The organism is Leifsonia sp. NPDC058248 (genome assembly GCF_042881905.1).
Classification (GTDB): Bacteria; Actinomycetota; Actinomycetes; order Actinomycetales; family Microbacteriaceae; genus Leifsonia.
Window position 1 is genome coordinate 214,787 of sequence record NZ_JBHVXB010000005.1, and the last position, 18,890, is coordinate 233,676.

General features: G+C 69.6%; 20 protein-coding genes. 4 read left to right on the top strand and 16 right to left on the bottom strand.

The genetic code is table 11. The features are described from left to right. Positions 1 to 60 precede the first annotated feature (60 nt). Positions 61 to 1,080: a non-homologous end-joining DNA ligase gene (ligD, locus tag ACFVV5_RS10315; protein ID WP_387242948.1), complete on the top strand. Its 1,020-nt coding sequence runs from the start codon at positions 61 to 63 to the stop codon at positions 1,078 to 1,080. A gap of 19 nt (positions 1,081 to 1,099) precedes the next feature. Here ligD and ACFVV5_RS10320 read toward each other — a convergent pair whose 3' ends face one another. Further along, positions 1,100 to 2,167 (bottom strand): ATP-dependent DNA ligase, encoded by a 1,068-nt coding sequence (locus tag ACFVV5_RS10320; RefSeq protein ID WP_387242951.1) that lies wholly within the window; start codon positions 2,165 to 2,167, stop codon positions 1,100 to 1,102. A 108-nt stretch (positions 2,168 to 2,275) separates the two neighbouring features. Between ACFVV5_RS10320 and ACFVV5_RS10325 the strand changes: the two genes are divergently transcribed. Further along, entirely contained in the window at positions 2,276 to 2,722 is a 447-nt protein-coding gene (locus ACFVV5_RS10325; protein ID WP_387242954.1) for an SIP domain-containing protein, read from the top strand. Between the two features lie 28 nt (positions 2,723 to 2,750). On the opposite strand, the gene ACFVV5_RS10330 is transcribed toward ACFVV5_RS10325, so the two are convergent. From ACFVV5_RS10330 to ACFVV5_RS10360, 7 genes are all read right to left on the bottom strand, one after another. After that, positions 2,751 to 3,623, bottom strand: coding sequence for an SDR family NAD(P)-dependent oxidoreductase (locus ACFVV5_RS10330; RefSeq protein WP_387242957.1), 873 nt, complete (start codon positions 3,621 to 3,623; stop codon positions 2,751 to 2,753). After that, the gene (locus ACFVV5_RS10335; RefSeq protein ID WP_387242961.1) at positions 3,620 to 3,985 is read right to left on the bottom strand and encodes a Fe-S oxidoreductase; all 366 of its coding nucleotides are present in this window, start codon (positions 3,983 to 3,985) and stop codon (positions 3,620 to 3,622) included. Before ACFVV5_RS10335 ends, ACFVV5_RS10330 begins: the two co-directional genes overlap by 4 nt. A gap of 4 nt (positions 3,986 to 3,989) precedes the next feature. Continuing rightward, positions 3,990 to 5,438: a dihydrolipoyl dehydrogenase family protein gene (locus ACFVV5_RS10340; RefSeq protein ID WP_387242964.1), complete on the bottom strand. Its 1,449-nt coding sequence runs from the start codon at positions 5,436 to 5,438 to the stop codon at positions 3,990 to 3,992. A gap of 60 nt (positions 5,439 to 5,498) precedes the next feature. Continuing rightward, positions 5,499 to 6,284: a crotonase/enoyl-CoA hydratase family protein gene (locus tag ACFVV5_RS10345; RefSeq protein ID WP_387242967.1), complete on the bottom strand. Its 786-nt coding sequence runs from the start codon at positions 6,282 to 6,284 to the stop codon at positions 5,499 to 5,501. A gap of 23 nt (positions 6,285 to 6,307) precedes the next feature. Beyond that, positions 6,308 to 7,231 carry an arginase family protein gene (locus ACFVV5_RS10350; RefSeq protein ID WP_387242969.1) on the bottom strand — a complete coding sequence of 308 codons (924 nt, stop codon included), beginning with the start codon at positions 7,229 to 7,231 and terminating at the stop codon, positions 6,308 to 6,310. A gap of 16 nt (positions 7,232 to 7,247) precedes the next feature. Further along, positions 7,248 to 7,895, bottom strand: coding sequence for an NADPH-dependent F420 reductase (locus tag ACFVV5_RS10355; protein WP_387242972.1), 648 nt, complete (start codon positions 7,893 to 7,895; stop codon positions 7,248 to 7,250). Positions 7,896 to 8,010: 115 nt separating this feature from the next. Further along, positions 8,011 to 8,787, bottom strand: coding sequence for a PspA/IM30 family protein (locus ACFVV5_RS10360; RefSeq protein WP_387242975.1), 777 nt, complete (start codon positions 8,785 to 8,787; stop codon positions 8,011 to 8,013). A gap of 311 nt (positions 8,788 to 9,098) precedes the next feature. On the opposite strand from ACFVV5_RS10360, the gene ACFVV5_RS10365 reads away from it, so the two are divergent. Continuing rightward, positions 9,099 to 9,851: a gamma-glutamyl-gamma-aminobutyrate hydrolase family protein gene (locus ACFVV5_RS10365; RefSeq protein WP_387242978.1), complete on the top strand. Its 753-nt coding sequence runs from the start codon at positions 9,099 to 9,101 to the stop codon at positions 9,849 to 9,851. Positions 9,852 to 9,882: 31 nt separating this feature from the next. Here the strand turns inward: ACFVV5_RS10365 and ACFVV5_RS10370 are convergent, their stop codons facing one another. The 8 genes from ACFVV5_RS10370 to ACFVV5_RS10405 form a co-directional block, all read right to left on the bottom strand. Beyond that, positions 9,883 to 10,485: a GNAT family N-acetyltransferase gene (locus tag ACFVV5_RS10370; protein ID WP_387242981.1), complete on the bottom strand. Its 603-nt coding sequence runs from the start codon at positions 10,483 to 10,485 to the stop codon at positions 9,883 to 9,885. Continuing rightward, positions 10,455 to 11,090 (bottom strand): protein-L-isoaspartate(D-aspartate) O-methyltransferase, encoded by a 636-nt coding sequence (locus ACFVV5_RS10375; RefSeq protein ID WP_387243246.1) that lies wholly within the window; start codon positions 11,088 to 11,090, stop codon positions 10,455 to 10,457. Before ACFVV5_RS10375 ends, ACFVV5_RS10370 begins: the two co-directional genes overlap by 31 nt. A 256-nt stretch (positions 11,091 to 11,346) precedes the next feature. Next, positions 11,347 to 12,366, bottom strand: a complete 1,020-nt coding sequence (locus ACFVV5_RS10380) for an N-acetylglucosamine kinase (RefSeq protein ID WP_387242984.1) — start codon at positions 12,364 to 12,366, stop codon at positions 11,347 to 11,349. Beyond that, on the bottom strand, positions 12,354 to 13,625 hold the full coding sequence (locus ACFVV5_RS10385) for a 6-phospho-beta-glucosidase (protein ID WP_387242987.1): 1,272 nt from the start codon (positions 13,623 to 13,625) through the stop codon (positions 12,354 to 12,356). The genes ACFVV5_RS10380 and ACFVV5_RS10385 overlap by 13 nt, the downstream gene beginning before the upstream one ends. A 2-nt stretch (positions 13,626 to 13,627) precedes the next feature. Further along, a complete protein-coding gene (locus ACFVV5_RS10390; protein ID WP_387242990.1) occupies positions 13,628 to 14,533 on the bottom strand; it encodes a carbohydrate ABC transporter permease in 906 nt (301 codons plus the stop codon). Next, positions 14,530 to 15,432 carry a carbohydrate ABC transporter permease gene (locus ACFVV5_RS10395; protein WP_387242992.1) on the bottom strand — a complete coding sequence of 301 codons (903 nt, stop codon included), beginning with the start codon at positions 15,430 to 15,432 and terminating at the stop codon, positions 14,530 to 14,532. The genes ACFVV5_RS10390 and ACFVV5_RS10395 overlap by 4 nt, the downstream gene beginning before the upstream one ends. A gap of 83 nt (positions 15,433 to 15,515) precedes the next feature. Then, positions 15,516 to 16,853, bottom strand: a complete 1,338-nt coding sequence (locus ACFVV5_RS10400; protein WP_387242995.1) for an ABC transporter substrate-binding protein — start codon at positions 16,851 to 16,853, stop codon at positions 15,516 to 15,518. Positions 16,854 to 16,938: 85 nt separating this feature from the next. Continuing rightward, complete coding sequence (locus ACFVV5_RS10405) at positions 16,939 to 18,120, bottom strand: ROK family protein (protein WP_387242998.1); 1,182 nt, start codon at positions 18,118 to 18,120, stop codon at positions 16,939 to 16,941. Between the two features lie 200 nt (positions 18,121 to 18,320). Between ACFVV5_RS10405 and ACFVV5_RS10410 the strand changes: the two genes are divergently transcribed. Next, positions 18,321 to 18,878: a hypothetical protein gene (locus tag ACFVV5_RS10410; RefSeq protein ID WP_387243001.1), complete on the top strand. Its 558-nt coding sequence runs from the start codon at positions 18,321 to 18,323 to the stop codon at positions 18,876 to 18,878. The last annotated feature ends 12 nt before the right edge of the window (positions 18,879 to 18,890 follow it).

The following is an 18,890-nucleotide window of genomic DNA, read 5'->3' on the forward strand; positions in this document are numbered from 1 at the left end:
GATCGCACACGGAATTCACACGAGAGTCATCGCCGCGACCCGATCGAGTACGGTGGTCGCATGGCGAGCGAAGCGGTTGTCATCACTGTCCCGGGTCCGAACGGCGAACGCGAGGTTCGCATCTCCAGTCCGAGCCGGGTTCTCTGGCCTGAGCTGGGCATCACCAAACTCGATCTGGCGAACTACTTCATCGCCGTGGGAGAGGCTTTCGTCCGCGCGAACGGCGACCGGCCGGTGTCGCTGCAGCGCTTTCCCGAAGGGATCGACGGCGAGCAGTTCTTCTCGAAGAACCCGCCGAAGGGCGCGCCCGACTACGTGCGTTCGGTGATGGTGGTCTACCCGAGCGCGCGTTCGCATCCGCAGGTCGTCATCGATGAGCCGGCCGCGGCGGTGTGGGCGGTGCAGATGAACACCATCGTCTTCCACCCCTGGCCGTCGCGTGCCGAGAACTCGGACAACCCGGACCAGCTGCGCATCGACCTGGACCCGCAGCCGGGCACGGACTTCGACGACGCCATCCCGGCCGCGATCGAGCTCCGCAAGGTACTGGCGGAGGCCGGACTGGACGCCTTCGTCAAGACGTCGGGCAACCGTGGCCTGCACGTGTTCGCGCCCATCGAGCCGACCCACGAGTTCCAGGATGTGCGCCACGCGGTGATCGCCGCGGCCCGCGAACTGGAGCGCCGGATGCCCGAAGCGGTCACGACCGCGTGGTGGAAGGAGGAGCGGGGTGAGCGCATCTTCGTGGACTTCAACCAGGCGAACCGCGACCGGACGATGGCTGGCGCCTACAGCCCGCGAGCACTCGCGCATGCTCCCGTCGCGACTCCGATCACCTGGGACGAGCTGGAGTCGGTCGACCCTCGCGCCTTCACCATCGAGACGGTCCCCGATCGTCTCGCGACGACCGGTGACCCCTGGGAGTCGTTCGGCGCCCAGGCCGGCCGCATCGACGAGCTGCTCGGATGGTGGCAGCGCGACCTCGACAGCGGCCTCGGCGAGCTGCCTTTCCCGCCCGACTACCCGAAGATGCCCGGCGAGCCGCCGCGCGTGCAGCCGAGCCGCGCCAAGAAGGAGTGAGTCGCGCCGCGCCGCGCCGTCAGCCCATCACGTCGGCGAGGTCGTACGCGATCGGCCGGTCGAGCTGCTCGAACGTGCAGGAGCGGGCTTCGCGATCGGGGCGCCAGCGTTCGAACTGCGCCGTGTGGCGGAAGCGCATGCCCTCCATCTGGTCGTAGCGCACTTCGAGCACGCGTTCGGGCCGGAGCCGTACGTACGACACGTCTTTGCTCCCTGAGAACCGGCTGCGTTCGGTCTCGCCGGTGACCGCCTCGCCGGAGTCGTCGCGTTCGATGAGAGGTGCGAGCTCGTCGATGAGCTCGAGCCGGCGCACATCGCTGAACGCGGAGACGCCTCCGATACTGCGGAGCTGTCCGTCGGCGTCGTACAGCCCGAGCAGGATGGACCCGACCCCTCGTCCGCTGGCGTGGATGCGGTAGCCGAGCGCGACGACGTCCGCGGTGCGATGGTGTTTCACCTTGAGCATCGTTCGCTTGTTCGGCGTATAGGGGCCCGCGAGGGGCTTGGCGACGACGCCGTCGAGTCCGGCGCCCTCGAATTCGACGAGCCACGTGCGGGCGAGGTCGACGTCGGTGGTCGTGCGCGTGAGCTGGATCGGCTGGGGGAGCGGCCCGGCGAAGCGCTCGAGTTCGGCGCGACGCTCGGCGAACGGGCGGTCGAGGAGCGACTCGTCTCCGATGGCGAGCAGGTCGAACGCCACGAAGGTGGCCGGTGTCTGCCCAGCGAGGAGGTTCACCCGGCTGGCGGCGGGGTGGATGCGCTGCGAGAGGGCTTCCCAGTCGAGACGCTGGTTGCCGGGTTCGCCGGTCGGGACGACGATCTCCCCGTCGAGCACGCACGGCCCGGGAAGGAGCCGGATGAAGGCTTCGACGAGCTCGGGGAAGTACCGGGTGAGCATCTTGGAGCCGCGGCTCCCGATTTCGATGCTCTCCACCGTGTCGCCGGTTCCGGTTGCGTAGACGATCGCCCGGAAGCCGTCCCATTTGGGTTCGTAGCTGAGGCCCCCGTCGACCGAGTCGGGGGCCGGCACCTGCGGCACTGCTTTGGCGAGCATCGGTGCGATCGGTGTTTCGGCCGTTGGCTGCATGTCACGATCATGCACCAGGCCGCCGGGCGAGGGAAGGCCGCACGACCGCTGAGCATCGTCCTAGAGCCGTCTGGGGTTAGGTAAGGCTCCCCTATAATCGGTAGCAAGATGTATCGACCCGAGCACGCGAAGCACACCGCGACCACCGCCCACCACGACGACCGAGTGCAGTTCCTCGTCGTCGGCGATGAGTCGTCCCTCCTTCAGCTCGAGGCCGAGCTGGCCTTGCTTCCTCTGTGTGCGCGTGGACGTGCGTTCGTGGAGGTCGAGAACCCGGATGACGTCGTCGAGCTGTCGACTCCGCTGCGCATGACGGTCACCTGGTTGCCCCGAGCCCGCCGCAGCGGCCGCCCAGGCACGGGCGAGTCCTGCGCGAAGGGCGACGCCGCGACTCGCGCCGTTCGCGCCTGGACGACCGAGATGCTCTGCGACGGCCCCGGCGAGACGCGTGCGATCGTCACGGGCGGTTTCGCCCTCGTGACCGAGGTGCAGGAACACCTGCGTTGCGAGGTCGGAATGGCCGACGAGGCCATCACCGCTCCGCTGTACCGCTGAGCGCGCTCCCTGCCGGAGTCTCTCGGTCTCACACGACGGCGTCGACTCCGACGAGCGTCTCGCTGAGCGACCACAGGTCGCGGCCCAGCTGGGCGTTCTTGGCCTGGTGACGCATCCGGCCGTTGGCGTTGAGCCGGTCGAAGTAGGTGCCGCTCGGAGCGCCGACCGGGGCGTCGGCGGCCAGCCGGATCAGCGGCGCCGCACCGTCTTCTACCGGGATGCCGTAGCCGCCCCGGGTGACGGCGCCGCCGAATCGGACGAGCGGGGACGATTGGCCGAAGTTGGTCGCGATCGTGCCGGGATGGAACGAGAAGGCGTCGACACCGGTGCCGGTCAACCGCTCGGCGAGCTGCCTCACGAACAGGATGGTGATGAGCTTCGCCGTCCCGTAGGCGCGCCAGCCCCCGAGCCAGGGGCGTTGCTCGAAGTCGAGGTCGTCGAGCCTCACGTTCCCGAACAGGTTTGCCAGGCTCGCGGTGGAGACCACGCGCACGTCGTGGCCGTGGGCGGCCGTGGCGATGAGTCGCGGGAGCAGCAGGTTGGTGAGCAGGAAGGGTGCCAGGTGGTTGGCCTGGATGGTGCGCTCGTGGCCGTCGACCGTGAGCTCGCGCTTGGCGTTGAGCCCGCCCGCATTGTTGGCGAGGACGTCGATGCGGTCGTACCGGTCGAGCAGGGCGCCTGCGAGCTGTCGCACGTCGTCGAGACGCTCGAAGTCGGCGAGGAACGGGGTGGCCCCGATCCGTTCGGCCACCGCGCGCGTGCGCTCGGGGTTGCGCCCGACCACCGCGACCTGGTTGCCCTGGGCGGCCAACTGCTCGGCGGCGACGACTCCGATGCCCGAGCTCGCGCCGGTGAGCACGATCGTGCGCTGCGGGGCGCCTCCGGGGTTCGTCTCACTCACAGGTATCCGCCTTTCTCGAGACCGGCTTCGATCTCGAATCGATTCTTCAGGGGGTTGCGGCCCGCCAGAAGGTAGAGGAACGGGAAGAGCATCCCGTAGTGCTGCCACTGTCGTTTGTGCGCGCTCTCGTGCTCGAGCACGTCGTCGGTGACGTTCTGGGCCGTGAGGTAGCACGCACCGACGCAGGAGCCGCCGCGACCGAAGGTCCGGGCCGGCATTCCACGGAAGACGAACAGGCCCTGGCGGCGTTCGACCCGTCCCGTGCTCCAGACGAAGCCCCAGACGAGGCCGACCGCCGTGGCATAGAGGTAGCCGACCCAGCTGATCGGCGAGTCGAACAACAGCCGGTGTAGAAGACGCATGGGGCTACTCCGCCGGCCGGCCGTAGGTCTCGAGCAGGCGGAGCCACACCTCGCTGAGAGTCGGGTAGGAGGGGACCGCGTGCCACAGCCGGGAGAGCGGCACCTCGCCGACGACGGCGATCGTCGCGGAGTGCAGGAGCTCGCCGACGCCGGGCCCGACGAAGGTCGCACCGAGCACCACCTGCCTGTCTTCGTCGACGACCATGCGCGCGTGCCCTGTGTAGTTGTCGGCCGCCATCCGGGCGCCGGCCACGCGGCCGATCGGGTAGTCGACCACCCGGATGCGGAAGCCTGCCTCATCGGCCGCGGCAGCCGTGAACCCGACCGACGCGACCTCCGGGTCGGTGAAGATGACCTGCGGAACGGCCGTGTGGTCGGCTGTCGCCACGTACGTGCCCCACGGATCCATGGGCACGTCGCGCCCGCGAGCCCGTGCGGCAATGGCGTCACCGGCGGCACGCGCCTGGTACTTGCCCTGGTGGGTGAGGAGCGCGCGACGGTTCACATCGCCCACCCCGTAGAGCCAGCCGCCGTCGACGGGGAGGCCATCGGCTCCCAGCACTCGCATCGTGTCGTCCACCTCGAGCCAGGCTCCGCCCTCGAGGCCGAACGCCTCGAGCCCGATCCCGGCCGTGCGGGCCACACGGCCGGCCGCGACGACGAACTCGTCGGCGTCGACCGTGCGCCCGTCGTCCAGCTGGATGCGGAATCGATCGGTGTCGGTGCGCTCGACGGAGGTGGGCATCACGTCGAGGTGCACCGTTGCGCCGAGCTCGCGGAGGGAGTCGCCGATCAACTCGCCCGCGAACGGCTCGTCCGCTCCCAGCAGACCGTGCCGGGCGATGAGGTCGACCTGCGTGCCGAATCCGGCATATGCGGTCGCCAGCTCGACCGCGGTCACCCCGCCGCCGAGGATCGCGAGGGACACGGGCACCCGTTTCACGCTGGTGGCGTCGCGACTCGTCCACGGCCGGCTCTCACGCAGGCCGGGTATGTCGGGCAGGAGCGACGCCGATCCCGTGCTGACCGCGACCGCATGGCGCGCGGTCAGAACCGTGACGGTGCCGTCCATTGCGGTGACCGTCACCTCGCGAGGCGCACTGATCACGGCGTGACCGCGAAGGAGATCGACGCCGCTGCGTTTCAGCCACCTCACTTGGCCGGCGTCGTCCCAGTTGTGCGTCATCTCGTCACGGCGTTTGAGGACGGCCGCCACGTCGAGCGGACCGGTGATGGCTTCCCGGGTGCCGCCGACATGCTCGGCCGCACGCAACAGGGCACCGCTGCGCAGCAGCGCCTTGGACGGCATGCAGGCCCAGTAGGAGCAGTCGCCGCCGACGAGCTCGGCCTCGACGATCACGGTGCGCATACCCCCTTGGGCCGCCCGATCGGCGACGTTCTCGCCAACGGCGCCCGCGCCGATCACGATGACGTCGTACTCGGTGTTCGTCATGCCTCTCCTCGTCGATCCGCGTCTGTCGTCGATCCGCGTCTGTCGTCGTCGCCGCTGCGCTCACCGCCCGACGAAGGCGGCCTCCGTGCGGGTCAGGAAGGCGTTCATTCCAATGGCGGCATCTTCGCTCGACGCGAGGCGCACGAGTTCGGGCTGGAGGTCGGCCTCGGCAGCGGCGTCCCCGTCGCGCACAGCGCGCTTGGCGTTGACGAGCGCGGCCTGCACGGCGAGAGGAGCCTGAGCGGCGATGCGCTCCGCGATGGCGAGAGCGCGATCGAACTGTTCGCCGTCATCGACGACCTCCTGCACGAGGCCGATGCGATGGGCCTCGGCGGCGTCGAAGAGGTCGCCCGTGAGGATCCAGCGCATGGCGTTGCCCCAGCCGACAGCGCGCGGAAAGCGCAGCGTCGCGCCGCCGAACGGGAGGATGCCCCGCGTCACTTCGATCTGCCCGAAACGGGTCGACCGGGCCGCCACCGCGATGTCGCTGGCGAGGATCAGCTCGACACCGAGTGTGAGGCACGTGCCCTGCACGGCGATGACCACCGGCTTGCTGAGCTGTGCTCCGGAGACCTGCCACGGGTTGATGCCGCCTTCGCCGGCGAAAGACAGGCCGTCGGCCCCGATGCGTGGACCGACGTCGGCGAGGTCGAGCCCGGCTGTGAAATGCTCGCCGACGGCGTGGACCAGCCCGACCCGCAGCTCGGGGTCGCGTTCCAACTCGCCGTACGCCGCGGCCAGCTCGCTGAGGAGCTCGAAGTCGGCGGCGTTGCGTTTGTCGGGACGGTTGAAGCCGATCAGCAGGACGTGCCCGCGGCGCTCGGTGACGATCTTGGGTTCGGTCATGGGTCCCAAGCTACCTCGGGCGCTCAGACGTCGTCACCGGCGGTGCGCGGATCTGTGGAGAGGTGACGGGCGGCGCCGCTTGTGGAGGAGGAGCCCGACGGCTGCAACGGGCCGGTGAGCGCCCCGAGGATGCGCAGGATCACCGTCAGGTCGTGGCCGGCGCGCTCCGGGGACTCCGGCGCGAACTCGGTGATCGCGGCGCCGGCGAGCTCGAACCGGCCGCGCAGCGCCCTGATCGCGTCGCAGAGCTGCTCGGGCTGAACGCCGAACGGCTCCGGATAGCCGATGCCGTCGATGGTCGCAGGATCGAGCACGTCGAGGTCGATGTGCAGATACACCGAGGAGGCGCCGGTCGCCTCCACTGCGGCCACCACGTCGCGCGGCTCCGAGAGCGTCTCCGCCGACAGCATCCGGATGCCGTTCGCAATGATGTACGCGCTCTCGTCGTCGTCGAGCGAGCGCGTGCCCGCCAGGACGATCGACTCGGGAGAGAGCAGTGACGCTCCCCGCGAGGCGAGACCGTCCGGTCCGTCACCCAGCAGAGCGCGGACCACCATCCCGTGAAAAGCGCCGGAGGGGGAGGACTCCACGTCGTTGACGTCGCCGTGGGCGTCGAACCAGACCAGCGCCACAGTGCCCGGCTCCCGCGCCGCCACCGCATGCTGCACACTCGCCAGATCGGCGCCGCAGTCGCCGCCGATCGTCACCACAGGCGACTCGAGCAGCATCAGTTCGGCCGAGGCCGCCTCGCGGATCATGGTCAGCGCCGAGAACCGGTGCACGCCCGTTCCGAGGGATTCGCCGGCCGACGCCGGAATGGGCACGACCGTGGTCGCCGTCGCCGGAAGGTCGCCACGGATCGCCTCGGCACCGTCGATCAGCCGCATCGCGCGCGACGATCCGGAGCCCTGCCACTGCGGCACGACCAGGAACGATGCCCCACTCATGCGTGCGCCCCGCCCACTACATGTCCCTGTGACGTTCGGCGGCGGCGGTGGCCTGACGAAGTTCGGCGGAGGTCAGCCTCGGACCGTAGCCGGGGGTGTCGCGCTGGATCCGCCAGCCTTCCGACAGTGCTCCGAGGTCGACGGCGTCGAAGCCGATGTCGTCGAGGAACGCGGTCACAGCGGCCTTCGCTGCGTCGTCGTCTCCGGCGATCGCGAGGGCACGGCGGTCCGGGTCGCCGGACGGCAGCCCGTCCGTGCCCAGCGCGGACGCGTAGATGTGGTTGAACGCCTTCACGACCCGGGCATCCGGCAGCCGGCGCTGGAGCAGCTCGGAGACCGTCGTCGACTCGTCGTCGAGCTCCGGGATCAGGCCGTCGCGCTGCGCGTAGTAGTTGTTCGTGTCGATCACGATCTTCCCGGCGAACGCGTCGGCGGGGAGCGACCCGATGTTCTTGAGGGGGATGCTCACCACCACCAGGTCGCCGGCCCGGGCGGCTTCGTCGACGGTCGCAGCGCGGGCCGACGGCCCGAGCTCGGCGACGAGGTCGCCCAGAGTCTCGGGACCCCGCGAGTTGCTCACCACCACGTCATACCCGTTCGCGACGGCCAAGCGTGCGATCTGACTTCCGATGTGTCCTGCTCCGACGAGCGCCAATGTGGTCATATCGTCATCCAACTCCTTCGGGCGGTGTCCTGTTCCTCACGCGCGCAGACCCGATGTGAACACACCGGATGCTCACAGACCGGATGCTCGCACACCGGATGCTCGCGCAGCACCGTCACTGACCGGGCGTGTACGGCGCCGACGGCTTCGGGTCGGCCGTGACCGCCGCCTGAGCCGGCGCGCCGCTCGTCTTGAGGGCCGCGAGCCTGGCTTCGACCTCGGTCATCTCGCCGAGGTCGTCCAGCTGGTTGAACTGGGCGTCCAGGCTCGACGCGGCGAGTTCCGACGCGCCGCGCACCTTGGCCTCCTCACGCCTGATCTTGTCTTCGAACCGGCCGACCTCGCTGGTCGGGTCGAGGATGTCGACGCTCTTGACGGCATCCATCACCTGGACCTGCGCCTGGGCGCTCTTCGCGCGGGCGATCAGCTCGGAGCGTTTGCTCTTCAGCTGCTCGAGCTTGCCCTTCATGCCGTTGAGGCCCGACTTGAGCTTGTCGACGACCTCGGTCTGCGACGCGATCTGCGGCTCGGCCGCCTTCGCCTCATTCTCCGAGGAGATCTGCCGCTGCAGCGCGACCTTGGCCAGGTTGTCGAACTTGTCGGCGTTCGCCGCGTCTCCGCCGGCGCGGTAGGTGTCGGCCTGCTTGCTGGCCGCGAGCGCCTTCTGCCCCCATTCGACGGAGGCCTCGAGGTCTTCCTTGTGGTCGTCTTCGAGCATCCGGAGATTGCCGATCGTCTCAGCGATCGCACTCTCGGCGTCGGCGATGTTGTCGGTGAAGTCGCGGACCATCTGGTCCAGCATCTTCTCCGGGTCCTCGGCCTGGTCGATGAGGGCATTGACGTTCGCCTTCATCAGCTGCGAGATGCGCCCGAATATGGACTGCTTTGCCATGGTGTTGCTCCCTTTCGCTCGAGCCGTCGACCCCGGACGGGATCCACGACCTCCCACCTCCGCTGCGACTGCCTGGACCGTCGCCTCCCGCTGCCGCCATCCGACCCGCCGCTTCCGCCGCTGAGCACCGGATCGGTCAGCCCGGTGGTTCCTAGGCGAGTCTATTGGCGGCCGCTTCGGCCGCGCCAGGACGACGGCTCGGAGAGGGCTGCGACTTCTGTTTCACCCTGTTACACACCGGATGCACAGCAGCACGCACCCCCTTCAGAATGGTGTGACCGCCGGACGACCGCGACGAGAGGAGCACCCGGATGAGCATCCACCGCCCCGAACGCTCGCTCGCCGTCGTCGAGGCCACGCGCTTCCGCCGTCACGACCCCGAATACCACGAGTACGTGCAGATCCTCGTGGGCGCCGCCGTCGCCGAAGCCGAGAGCCAGGGCTGGACGGTCACGCGGCTGGCCGCCGATCAGGGCACGGATGCACTGCTCGCGCGCACCGAGGCGGCCGACGCGATCCTGGTGATGGGTGGAGAGGACATCCAGCCTGCCGTGTACGGCGGGGCGCACGTCTACGACGGTCAGAGCCGGCATCTGCCCGAGGCGGATGCGGCGCAGGTCGCACTCGTGCTCCGGGCGATCGAGCGCGAGACCCCGCTGCTCGGCATCTGCCGCGGCCTGCAGATCCTCAACGTGGCGCTCGGCGGGACGCTCGTCCAGCACCTCGGCGGGGAGAGCGCGCACAAGAACCACGGTGTCCCGATCGGCGAGATCATGGCAACCCATCCGGTGCACCTCGCCGCCGGCAGCCTGGTCTCGGGCCTGCTCGAGGGCGACACGATCGACGTGCAGAGCGCCCACCACCAGGCGGTGGACGTCGTCGGCACCGGCCTGATCGTCACGGGCCGTGCCCCGGACGGGACCATCGAAGCCCTCGAGCACGAGAGCGCACCGGTCCTCGGCGTCCAGTGGCATCCGGAGGACCCGGGAGCCCCGCGCGGTCAGCTGGCGGCGCTTCTCTCCTCGCTCGACCGCGCGTCGGCGCGCGTCGCCGTCGCGGCCTAAGACCGGTCTCCCGGGTCGATCACCGTGCGCATCACGCAGTGGTTTCTGCCCTTCGGGCGCAGATAGTCGAAGCCCGCCCGCTCGAACATTCCGCGGGTGGCGCTGTACAGGAACGTCGACGAGACCTTTTTGCCCCCGGAGTGTCCTGCGGGTAGGCCTCGACGGTGCCGCCGCCGGCCGAGGCGATGAGCTCCAGGGCGCCGTCGAGGGCGGCCACGGCGACGCCGCGGCGCCGGTACGCCCGGTCGACGAAGAAGCAGGTGATCCGGTAGTCCGGGAGGACATCGACCCCCTCCAGGTACTCCTTGCGGTGGGCGATGCCGGGGAGCTCGGCCGGGCTGCCGAACTGGGCCCACCCGACCGCCCGCTCGCCGTCGAACACGAGAGCGGCGTGCGCGTGGCCGGTGTCGACCAGGTGGTGTTTGAAGTCGCGGGAGTCGTCGGCTGTGCGAGGCACGGTGCTCGACGAACCCGGCGCGGAATGCGTCTCCCGGTGGAACCAGGTGCACCAGCAGCCGCCCATCCCGCCCCCGCTGTGCCGGGCGGCCAGCTCGGCGAAGGCGTCCCAGGTCTCGCTTGTCAACGCCCGGATCCCGTACGCGCTCACGACCGCCTCGGCTCGGGCGCCGGCCACGCCTGCTCCCCGACGAGCGGGACGAACGACACCCCGCCCAGGTTGGTCTCGACGAGCATCCCGTCGGCACCGCGCTCGAACAACGCCAGGTGCTGCGCTCCGCCCGAGCGGCCCACCGGCATGACGATGCGGCCTCCGTCGGCGAGCTGCGCCAGCCAGGCATCTGGAACCCCCGGCCCGGTCGCGGCGGCGACGATCACGTCGTACGGCGCCCCCTCCGGCCAGCCGAGCGAGCCGTCTGCCGTGACCACCTGCACCGAGTAGCCGAGCGATGTCAGCGTGCGCTCGGCGGATTCGGCGAGCCCCGGATGCCGTTCGACGCTCACGACGCGGGCCGCCAGCTCCGAGGCGACCGCGGCCGCGTATCCGGAGCCCGTGCCGACGTCGAGCACGGCGTCGTCCGGACCGATGCGCGCGGCCTCCAGGGTGAGCGCGACGATGTAGGGCTGCGAGATCGTCTGGCCGTCGCCGATCGGGAGGGGGTGGTCGTCGTAGGCGTTGCGCGCGAACTCGGGGCCGACGAAGAAGTGCCGCGGCACGTGCCTCATCGCCTCGAGGACGCGCGCGTCCCCGATCCCGCGGAATTCGAGCTGCCGCTCGACCATCCGCCTGCGCTCGGCGTCGTGATCCGTCTGCGTACGGGCCTCCCACGCCCAGTGAACCACGACGCCTGCGCTGCGTCTGCCCCCGGTGAGCACGACCGCCTCCTGTTTTCAGGAGTTCCGGCGCTCGTACGGCCGCCGGCTCCCGAATACAGGAGCGGGCGGCTCGGGAGCGCGATTTCTCCTGAATTCAGGAAGCGGGTGGTGGGTGGGTCGGGCGGTCCGGATGGGGCGGGTCGCGCAGGGCGGGCCGGGCCGGTCAGGACGCCGGCTGCGCCAGGGGCAGCGCCGACTGGCGGGCGCCGAGCTCGTCGCGGGCGCGCTCCAGCGCCGCCGCATCCGCGCCGGCCGCCTCGAGCGCCAGCAGGCCCGCGCCGAGGATCGGCGCCGCAGCGACCAGCTCGATGTACGCCAGCGGCGCCCGTTCCGCGAGACCCTTCGCGACCGCGTCGAGCAGGCGCTCGTCGCGCGAGCCGATCACCCCGCCGCCGAGCACCACCGGCACCGCGCGCTGCAGCAGCCCGAGCCGTCGGAGCGTCGTAGCGGCGAACGTCACGATCTCGTCCGCCTGGTGGTCCACGAGCGCGGCGGCCACGGCGTCCCCGGCGCGGGCCGCATCGAAGACCGCCGGGCTGATCAGGGACAGGTCGGCGTTCGGGATGCGCTCGAAATGGAGTCCCTCGATGACCTCCCGCACCGTGCCGAGGCCGTAGACCGCGGGGATCGCGTCCACGAGTGACGTGGCAGGGCCCCGGCCGTCGACCGCCCGCGCCGCGTGCCACAGCGCCTGCTCGCCGAGGTGCCATCCGCCGCCCCAGTCTCCCGAGATCATCCCGAGGGAGGGGTAGCGCACCACCTCGCCGTCGGCCCGGACCCCCACGCAGTTGATGCCGGTGCCGCAGACGACCGCCACGGCATCCGGTGCGTTGGTCCCCGCCCGCAGCAGGGCGAACAGGTCGTTGTCGACGACGGCGTCCGCCCACGCGAGACCGGCGATCCCGGCGCGGAACGCGTTCACCTCCGCCGGCAGGTCGAGCCCGGAGAGGTACACGTTCGTCTGCGCGATCGGGCGGCCGCCGGTCTGGTCGAGGATGTCGGCGATCAGGCCGTCGACGAGAGCGACCGCCTCAGGCGTCCCGATGAGGTGGGGGCTCGACGTCGTGCCGCGCGCGCTGGCGACGACGGTCCCGTCGAGGTCCAGTCCCACGGCGTCGGTCTTCGATCCGCCGCCGTCGACGGCGATCACCAGGGGAGCGGCGGCGCCGCTCACTTCGCCCATGCGAGGTGGTCCCGGTTGCGAGCGATCAGGAGGTCGGTGAGCTTCTCCGCTCGGTCGTACTGACCGACCAGTGGATGCGCCAGCATCGCCCGCACCACCCGCTCGCGCCCTCCGCGGACGGCGGCGTCGAGGGCGAGGCGCTCGTAGCCGGCGACGTGCGAGATCAGCCCGCGGAGGTCGTCGGCCACCGGCTCGACGGGAAGGGCGGCCACGCCGGAGGCCCCGACGACGGCCGGCACCTCGATGACGTGGTCATCGGGCAGGAACGGCAGGGAGCCGTCGTTGCGCAGGTTCACGACCTGGGTGTCGCCGCGGTCGCTGCGCAGTGAGGCGAGCAGGTCGACCGCCGCCTCCGAGTAGAAGGCGCCGCCGCGTTGGGCGAGGGCCTCCGGCTTGGTGTCCACGGACGGGTCGGCGTAGAGCGCGAGCAGCGCCCGCTCCACCTCCTGAACGGCTTCCGCGCGGGTCGGTGCGCCGAGCTGCTCCCGCAGCACCTCGTCGTGCGCGTAGTAGTAGCGCAGATAGTACGAGGGGATGTTGCCGAGCATCGTGATGAGGGATGCCGGCAGCTCGATCTCCTCGGCGAGCCGGCCCAGGTGTGCGTCGATGAGGCCGGGCAGCGCGTCACGGGTCCCGTACGCGTCGGTGACGTAGGCGGCGCGCTCCCAGGTGAGGTGGTTGAGGCCGACATGGCCGAGAGTGATCGCCGTGTGGTCGACGCCGAGCAGGTCGGCGAAGCGTCGCTGGAACCCGATGGCCACATTGCAGAGGCCGACTGCGCGGTGGCCTTCCTGGAGGAGGGCGCGCGTGACGATGCCCACCGGGTTGGTGAAGTCCACGATCCAGGCGTCCGGTCGGGCGTGCTGACGCACCGCCTCGGCCACGCGCAGCACCACCGGGACCGTGCGGAGGGCCTTGGCGAAGCCGCCCGGACCGGTCGTCTCCTGACCGATGCAGCCGCACTCGTGCGGGAACGTCTCGTCTCCGTGGCGGGCGGCCTGACCTCCCACCCGCAGCTGGATGAGCACGGCGTCGGCATCGGACACCCCTGCGACGAGGTCGCCGGTCGGCACGATGCGCCCGGTGTGGCCCGCCGCGCGGAACATCCGTTCGCTCATGCCGCCGACCAGCCGCAGCCGCTCGGGATCGGTGTCGACGAGCCACAGCTCCGCGATGGGGAGGATGTCCCGCATCCGGGCGAACCCGTCGATGAGTTCGGGGGTGTAGGTGGAGCCTCCACCGACGACAGCGAGTTTCACGGCTATCCCTTCACGCCGGTCAATGTGATGCCCTCGACGAACACGCGTTGGGCGAAGAAGAAGATGAGGACGACGGGGACGGTGACCAGGATGGTCATGGTCATCGTGAGCCCCCAGTCCGTCCCGTGCACTCCGCGGAAGGACGCCAGACCGTAGGCCACCGGCCAGTTGTCCGGGTTCTCCGACGTGTACAGCAGGGGACCGTAGTAGTCGTTCCACGAGTTGAAGAACATGAAGATCGCGGTCGCGGCGATCCCCGGTTTGGCCATCGGCAGCACGACCCTCCACAGCACCCCGAACTCGCCGTTCCCGTCGATGCGCGCGGCGTCCGCGTACTCGCTCGGGATCGTCAGGAAGAACTGGCGCAGCAGGAAGATCGAGAACGCGTCGCCGAGCAGGTTGGGCAGGATGAGCGGCCAGAGCGTGCCGGTCAGGTTCAGCTGCGACCACATCACGTAGATGGGGATCGCCGTCACCTGGGGCGGCAGCAGCATCGCGATGATGATCACCGTGAACAGCACGTTCGCCCCGCGGAACTTGATCTTGGCCAGCGCATAGGCCGCCGGCACGCTGGAGACGAGCATGAACGCCGTCGCCAGGATCGCGTAGAGGGCAGAGTTGCCGAACCACTGGAGGAGCGGGACGGTGGTGAACACCGTCGCGTAGTTGCTCCAGACGAACGGCTGCGGCCAGAGCGACGCGGTCAGCGTCTGCTCGCTCGACATCAGCGAGGTGAGGAACACGAACACGATCGGCGCGATGAACAGGATCGCGAGCACCACGAGCACGGTGTGCTCGGCGATCCAGGCGAGGACACGTCGCGTCCGCAGCGATCGCGGGGTCGGGATGCGTCGCTGCCGTTGCGGGGCGGGGGCCGCTTGCGGCGGGGTGAGGGTGGCGGAGGTCATTGGGCGCCTTCCGGTGTGAACGCCTTGAAGCGGCGCAGCAGGAGGATGAGGATGGCGGCGGCCACCACGAACAGCAGCACCGCGAGGGCGGACGCGTAGCCGAGCTGGTAGGTGCCGAATCCGCGGACGTAGAGCCACTGCGTGTACGTGAGCAGGGAGCCGTCCGGGTAGCCGAGGTTGTTGCTGATGCCTTCGCCGATCACGGCCTTGCCGCTGGCGACACCGGAGGCAACGGCTGCCTCCGTGAAGTACTGGATGGCCGCGATCACCCCGGTCACCACCGAGAACAGCAGCACTGGGGCGATGCTGGGCAGCGTGACGTACCGCACCTTCTGCAGACCGTTCGCCCCGTCGAGCGAGGCGGCCTCGTACTGCTCTTTCGACACGTCGAGGAGGGCGGCCAGGAAGATGATCATGATGTCGCCCATCACCCACACGCCGAGCAGCACGAGGGACGGCTTCGACCAGGCCGGGTCGTTGAACCACAGCGGCCCCTGGATGCCGAAGAGCGCGAGCATCTGGTTGACCGGGCCGGTGCCCGGGTTGAAGAGGAAGACGAACGCCACGACGCTCGCGACCGGGGGCACGAGGGCCGGCAGATAGAACACGGTGCGCCAGACGCCGGATGCCCGCTTCGCCCGGGCCAGCAGGCCGGCGATCAGCAGGGCGAACACGACTTTGGCCGGCACCCAGATCACCACGAACCACAGCGTGTTGAGGGTGGCCTCCCAGACGTTCGGGTCCTGCGTGAACAGGTACTGGTAGTTGCGCAGACCGATCCATTGCGGGGGCGACACGAGGTCGAACCGGGTGAACGAGTAGTACACGGATGCGATGAGCGGGTACACGAAGAAGATCGCGAGTCCGAGCAGGGCCGGCGCGAGCATCGCCAGCGTCACGAGCTTCCGTCGGGTGCGGGCCCGCGAGGGGCGGACGGCTGCTGTCGCCGCCCGCCCCCCGCGAAGAGCGGTCGAGGTCATCGTCACGGACCGGTGGTCAGCGCCAGCGCGTCGTCGATCTGCTTGTCGACGTCCTTCAGACCGGCCTGCAGGTCGCCGCCCTGGCTCTGGTACTTGTTCCAGTAGTCCTGGAAGGACTGCTGGTAGCCGGCGCCGAGCGGGCTCGCGGGCGTGGTCGCGACGTTCTTGTCGGCGGCGATGTCGAGGAACGTCTTGTACTGGTCCGACACCTCGAGCGCCGGCGACGTGAGTGCGTCCGATGTGGTGGGCACGTTCTTGAGGCCGTTCGCGAGCTTGACCACGGCATCCGTGTCGGTCGTGAGGTACTTGAGCAGTGCCCACGCCAGCTCGGGGTTCTTGGAGCCTTTCGAGATGCCGATGATGTTGCCGGTCATGTAGCCGCCGCCGTAGAGGTCGGTGTGGTTGTCGGCCGTCGGGAACGGAGCGGTTCCGTAGTTGAGGTCCTTCGCCTGGTCGGCGATGAACGCTGTGCGGTACTCGCCGTCCATGTTCATGGCCACCTTCCCCTTCTGGAAGGCGTTGTCGGCCGAGAACTCCTGGCCGAGGCCGGAGGTGAACTTGTTGAGCTTGTCCCAGCCGATCTTGTCGACGAAGGCCTTCTGCCAGGTCATCAGCTCGGTCCAGCCGGGGCTGGAGCTGATCGCGCTGGTGCCGTCGGGCTTGAGCCATTCGGCGCCGGCGGCGGGGCCGTAGTGGGCGGCGGCGTTCTCGTACCAGCCCATGGTCGGGTTGAAGCCGAGGGTCTTGATCGAGCCGTCCGCCTTGTACGTGGTCAGCTTGTCGGCCATGGACTCCAGCTCGGACAGCGTCTTGGGTGCGGCGGTGAAGCCGGCCGCCGCGAGCAGGTCCTTGTTGTAGTAGAGACCGTAGACGTCGGCGAGCATGGGCATCGCGCAACGCGTTCCGTTGAACTCCGTGTACGACTTCACGGTCGGTGAGAACTGGCTCATGTCGACGCCGTCGCGCTCGATCACCTTGTTGAGGTTGCGGAACGCGCCGTTGGAGCAGAAGTTGCCGACGATGTCGGTGGAGTAGGAGAGGCCGACGTCGACCTTGCTGCCGGTGGCGATCGCCTTCTGCAGCTTCTCGTCGTCCTGGCCGGCGTGCACCTGGACCTTCACCTTGGGGTTCTTCTTCTCGAAGTCGTCGACGACGGACTGGATGACCTTCGCCTCGCGGTCGGAGAAGAAGTGCCAGAACGAGACGGTGCCCGAGAGGTCCGTCGGCGTGCTGGAGTCGAATCCACTGCTGCTGCCTCCGCCGGAGCACCCGGCGAGGGTCAGTGCCGCGGCCGCGGTGACCGCGACGGCGGCGATGATGTGACGGGGACGGTGTTTCACGGTTGGTTCCTCACTGATTCCGATTCGTGATGGTGCTGCGGGTGGGTGCGTTCTCGATGGTGGGTGGTTCTCGGTGGTGGGCGGCTCAGGCGGAGATCCTGGACACTTCGGCGAACAGTGCGGTCCGCACCTCTGCGAGCAGGTGTTCGCGTGCGCCTCTCAGCACCGGATGCTCGGGGACGCCGGTCGCGACGACGGTGGCCGAACCCCAGGCCTTGCGCACGTGCTTGCCGACGAGCTCGGCCAGGCGGGCTCCTCCGGCGCTCCCGGTGGGGCCGCCGAGCACGACCAGCTCCGGGTCGAGCAGGGCGAGCACCGGGATGACGCCGACGGCGATGCGCGGCGCGAGCTCGGCGAGGAGGGCTTCGCGTTCCGGGGCGGCAGGGATGGCCTCGACCAGCGCGGTGAAGCCGCGGCCGCGCATCCCGAGCCCGCGTGCCAGCCGTGCGACCGTCGGTCCGCCGATGAGGTCCTGCAGGTCGCCGGCATCCGGGTCGAGCTCGGCGGCGTTGCGGGGGATGGGCAGGTAGCCGATCTCGCCGGCGCCCCCGGATGCTCCGCGGTGCACCGAGCCTCCCTGGTCGACGGAGAGGCCGAGGCCTTCTCCCATCCAGAGCAGGGCGAATCCGGCGGTGTCGCGTCCGGCGCCGTCCGTTCGTTCGGCGATGGCGGCGAGGTTCACGTCGTTGTCGATGTGCACGGAGAGGCCGAGCGCGTCTTCGAGGTGCTTGCGGATGCCCTTCTTGGGCCAGCCGGGGAGGGTCTCGATGAAGCTCAACTCGTCGGTGCGCGGATCGAGGGCGCCCTGAACGCCGATGCAGGCGGCCGTGACGGTGGCGCTCGCGATGCCGGCGATGTCGCAGGCCGCGTCGATGGCTGCGCGCACGTCGGTCTCGGGGGAGCGGTCGCGGGCCGCTTTGGCGAGGGGGGTGGTGGCGATCGGATGCTCGTGGCCGCTCGCGTCGACCACGGTGGAGCGCATCACGTGCGCGTCGATGTCGATGGCAACGCCGAGCATCCGGTCGGTGCGGACCGCGTAGCTGGCGGCGTTCGGGCCGCGGCCTCCGGAGACCTCGCCGACGGCGTGGATGAGGCCGGCGTTCTCGAGCCGCGAGACCATCTGGGCGGCGGTCGGCTTGGAGAGCCCGCTCAACTCGCCGATGCGGCTGCGGGTGAGCACGCCGTGTTCGAGCAGCAGCGAGAGGGCGGTGCGGTCGTTGGTCTCGCGCAGCCAGGAGGGGGTTCCCGGAACCGGCTTGGACGCCATCTCGCACATCCCTTCGTTGGAACGATTGTGATCCCGAAATGTATCAGGAAAGTTTCTTAATAGTAAAGCTTCTGTTTCCGCACGGACATCTCGAATAGGTCACGAAGTTCGAACCGGACCGAAAAACACTGAACCTGCCGCTCGCCGCATCTCGTGGTCTCAGCAAGGGCGAATCACCCGGAAGCGGAACGGAACGCACCATGAACAGAAGAATCGGGATCGTGCTCGGCGCGGCGGCCGTCACGCTTCTGGCACTCACCGGATGCACGAGCGGCGGAGCGAGCTCGATGTCGTCGACGCCGTCCGCGCCGCCCTCGTCGTCGAGCTCGTCGTCCGGCGTCGCTCTCGCGACAGCGGCGACCTCGCTCGGCACGGTCCTCGTCGACGGCAGAGGACTCACCGTCTACGTGTTCGACCACGACACCAGAGGCGCGACGAGCAGTGCGTGCAGCGGCGCGTGCTCGACCCAGTGGCCCGCCGTCGAGACGACCTCGGCAGCGCCGAAGGTCGACGGCGTCACCGGCACGGTCGGCACCATCGCCGCCGTCGACGGCCGGATGCAGGTCACCGTCAACGGATGGCCGCTCTACACGTACACCGGCGATTCGTCGGTCGGCGACGTGACGGGCCAAGGCGTCGGCGGTCTCTGGTGGGCGGTCGGAGCGGACGGCGACAAGATCGGAGCGCCCTCTGGCAGCGGTTCGACGAGCGGTTCGACGAGCGGCACGATGAGCGGTTCGAGCGGCTACTCGCAGTAGGCGCTCAGGACC